The organism is Mesorhizobium sp. M7A.F.Ca.CA.004.04.2.1 (genome assembly GCF_004022825.1).
GTDB lineage: Bacteria > Pseudomonadota > Alphaproteobacteria > Rhizobiales > Rhizobiaceae > Mesorhizobium.
Genome location: NZ_RZPH01000698.1, coordinates 1 through 3260, shown reverse-complemented (window position 1 = coordinate 3260; position 3260 = coordinate 1). Strand labels below are relative to the sequence as shown.

Below are 3260 nucleotides of genomic sequence, written 5' to 3'. Positions count from 1 at the left end.
CATAAAGGTCGTGCGCTTATCTGCGACAATGCAATGATAGGGCTACCAACGGATTGGTTGTCAAAAAATGCACGAACTTCGCTGATAGCTAGAATCTTGAGTCCGGAATTTGGACGCCAAATCGACGAAGTGGACGAAGGAATCCGCAGTGGTGCATATCTTTAACTACGCTCTAATTCGCTTGGTGCCATTCGCGCACCGTGGCGACGTTTTGAACGTAGGCCTAGTCGTGTTCAAGTCCGATCGCCTTGATGTGAGATTGAACGCTTCTCCCCAGTTGTTGAACTATTTCAATGTCAGTTCGCGGGCGGTTGAGTGGATTGCGACGCACCTCAGGGAGTCTGACGATCCATCAATCGAATTGGACTCTCGAGTGGCTCGACTTTCGAAGGCTACGGGCTATACACTTTCAGAGATTGGGTGGTTTACGATCGATTCAGACAATCAATACGAGCAAAGAATATCGGACATAAACTCCGAATATATTGAGAAACCAAAAGGGCAATCGGCCAAGAAGAAAGCCGGCAGCAAACTATCCAAAGACCTTCGCAAGATATTCAAGGAATACGACGTCTTTAGTGGAGATATTCACGATATCGATAGGCATCGTGTTGTGGCCAATCTTCCGGTTGGCCCATCTGGGAAGCTTCATATCGACTTCATGCTGAAGAACTCTAGATATCATGCGACTGAGACCATAGACTTTACTAACTCTGATCACGCGGGATCCGCTGAAATTAAGAATGCCGCTTTAGCTAGCGTAACCTTTCAACATGCAAAAGACACGCTGTCCAATGTAGGGATTAATTGTTACTTAGTTTTTTCTGCCACCACCTTGGTAGAAAGAGCAGTCGGCCCTGCGCTCAAGATAGCTCAAAGGGAAGCAATTGAATCGTTCAATATGGAAAGTCGCGAGGATAAGGCCCGATATCTCGATATAATTTTGAACGCCGCAGGTCATAAATCACTTTGGCGGAGTTAGTTAGTCGGCTAATTGTTTAACGCAATTGCGACTCGTCCAGCCATCTGCTCAGTCTGATTTGGCTCTTACCTTTGGCTCTTAGCCAGCCGGCGACACCCGCAACGTCTGCTCGTCAAACAACGGTTCGTCCTGGCCGATGCGGACGAACAGCAGCTTGCGCCCCTCACCTGCCGCACCTCGAAATACTGGATGCCGTCAGGCGTTTATCCCGGTCAACCGCACGGCGGACCCGGGATCTCGTCGGGGCTGCCCAGTGCTTTCAGCCCCTCGGTGTAAGGCGTCGAATTCAATGAGTTGTTTGCATCTGGCCATGCCTTCGGCCTGCCCAGATCAAAGCCTCTCAGCATGCCATCTCAGATGGTCGTCCATGAAGCTGGAGATGAAAAGATACGAGTGATCGTATCCATCCTGCATCCGCAGCTTTAGCGGAATACCTGCTTTGGCGCAGGCCGCTTCAAGCAGCCAAGGCCTCAGCCCGTCGTCAAGAAATCCGTCCGACGTTCCCTGATCGACCAAGAATTCGGGGAAACGGTATCCGTCGTCGATGAGCGACGTCGCGTCGCAGGTTCGCCACGAAGCCTCATCCTTCCCGAGATATTTCTCAAAAGCCGGTCTCGACCAGCCGGCGGTGCTTGGCTGGGCGATCGGGGCGAACGCCGAGCAGCTCTTGAAACGTTGCGGATTCTTCAAGGCAATCGTCAGCGCGCCATGCCCGCCCATCGAATGGCCAAAGATTGCCTGGCGCGCCATATCGGCTGGAAATTCAGCCGCGATGAGAGCCGGCAACTCCTCGGTGACATAGGAATACATGCGATAGTTCTTCGCATAAGGCTCTTGCGTCGCATCGAGATAGAAGCCGGCGCCGGAGCCGAACTGCCAGTTGTCTTTTTCATCCGGAATGTCGGCGCCGCGCGGGCTGGTGTCGGGACAGACGACGATCAGGCCAAGCTCGGCGGCCATGCGCCTGTACTCGCCCTTGTCCATTACATTGGCGTGGGTGCACGTCAGGCCTGAGAGATACCACACAACGGGACAAGGCGCCTCCCGCGCCTGCGGAGGTTTGAAAACGGCAAAAGTCATGTCGCAACGGCAACTCGTCGACAAATGGGAATAGACGCCCTGCACGCCGCCATGGGCTTTCGTTTGAGAGATGATTTTCATGTGTTCTCCACGTTGCGGGTCGGATGACGGTCGGCGCCACCACTGCCACCCAGCGGCAAGCACTTGCGTCCTGCCATCCTATGGTTCCTGTGTCGACGGATCTCAGCGCGGAAAAAGAACCTCGCCCATTCCGAGCACTGCGTTATCCCCGCCATATTTGCGCGGTGCGCTCCCCAGAAGCGGCCGTTTCAAAATGCCCTCGGCGATCAGATGACGATCGATGATGGCGGCGAAAACGCTCTCGGGTGCGCCACATTCGACGAAGCTCGGCGACATGCGTGCCGGCGTGCGATCGAGAAGGATCGAACCGCGACGCATCAGATAGCCGGGCATCTCGCCGGTGCCACCGGCCACCACCAAGGTGCCGGCGATCATGCGGCTGCCGGCGTGGTCGCCGGAGCCTTTCAGCACCGCGATCAGGCCGCGCCGCATGCGGTCCGCAGCGAAGGCGCCCGCCTTGCCCCTGACGATCAACACACCGCCGTTCATGCCGGCCAGTTCCCCGACGAGCGGCGCACCGAGGTGGTCGCCGGCATTGCCTGTTATCTCAAGCCTGCCGCCACGCATGCCGGAGCCGGCGTATGGACCCGCATTGCCTTCGATCGTGAGCTCCCCACCGCGCATGGCGCGCCCGGCCTGGGCGCCCGCATTGCCAACGAGGCGAACCGACCCACCCCGCATGCCTTGCGCCACAAGGTCAAGGCGCGTGCTTCCGCCTTCGAACACGATGTTTGTCGGATCGCTGCCGGCGACGCGAAAAATGTCGCCCACCTTCGATCCGTGTTTCGACATGCCGATCTGGATTCTTTCGACGTCGCGCCTTTCGATCCCGGCCAGCCGCTCCGGCGTCAGCGGCGATAGGTCAAGGCGCTCCGGCGGCTCGGCAACCAGGGTGAAGGTCAGCGCCTTCATGGCAGCATATCCTTCAGCGAGTAGATGAATTTCCCGAGCTTGCCGCCGTAATTGCCGGCGCTGATCCGAACCGCGCCTCTTTTCGGGCCGAGTTCTATGACAGCCTTGATGCCTGCCTTCATCGCGGCGGCAACTGCATCATTGGTTTCACCATCGATGACGATTTCCAGGACGGCGTTGATGTCGGGACCGAGCTCACTCGCGA

At 56.8% G+C, this 3260-nt stretch carries 3 protein-coding genes and 1 pseudogene; 1 reads left to right on the top strand and 3 read right to left on the bottom strand.

Going from position 1 to position 3260, the window contains the following annotated elements; all coding sequences use genetic code 11:
• The first annotated feature begins 148 nt into the window (after positions 1-148).
• Entirely contained in the window at positions 149-982 is an 834-nt protein-coding gene (locus EN893_RS25445) for a DUF3037 domain-containing protein (RefSeq protein WP_164748676.1), read from the top strand.
• Positions 983-1312: 330 nt separating this feature from the next.
• Here EN893_RS25445 and fghA read toward each other — a convergent pair whose 3' ends face one another.
• The 3 genes and pseudogenes from fghA to EN893_RS25425 form a co-directional block, all read right to left on the bottom strand.
• Complete coding sequence (fghA, locus tag EN893_RS25435) at positions 1313-2143, bottom strand: S-formylglutathione hydrolase (RefSeq protein WP_127269460.1); 831 nt, start codon at positions 2141-2143, stop codon at positions 1313-1315.
• Positions 2144-2245: 102 nt separating this feature from the next.
• On the bottom strand, positions 2246-3055 hold the full coding sequence (locus EN893_RS25430) for a formylmethanofuran dehydrogenase subunit C (protein ID WP_127269459.1): 810 nt from the start codon (positions 3053-3055) through the stop codon (positions 2246-2248).
• Positions 3052-3260: pseudogene (locus EN893_RS25425) on the bottom strand (formylmethanofuran--tetrahydromethanopterin N-formyltransferase); the annotation flags it as partial. The gene EN893_RS25430 and the pseudogene EN893_RS25425, both read right to left, overlap by 4 nt.

Coding starts and splice junctions, on each gene's coding strand:
- fghA (WP_127269460.1), bottom strand. CDS start 2,143: ATGAAAATCATCTCTCAAACGAAAGCCCATGGCGGCGTGCAGGGCGTC.
- EN893_RS25430 (WP_127269459.1), bottom strand. CDS start 3,055: ATGAAGGCGCTGACCTTCACCCTGGTTGCCGAGCCGCCGGAGCGCCTT.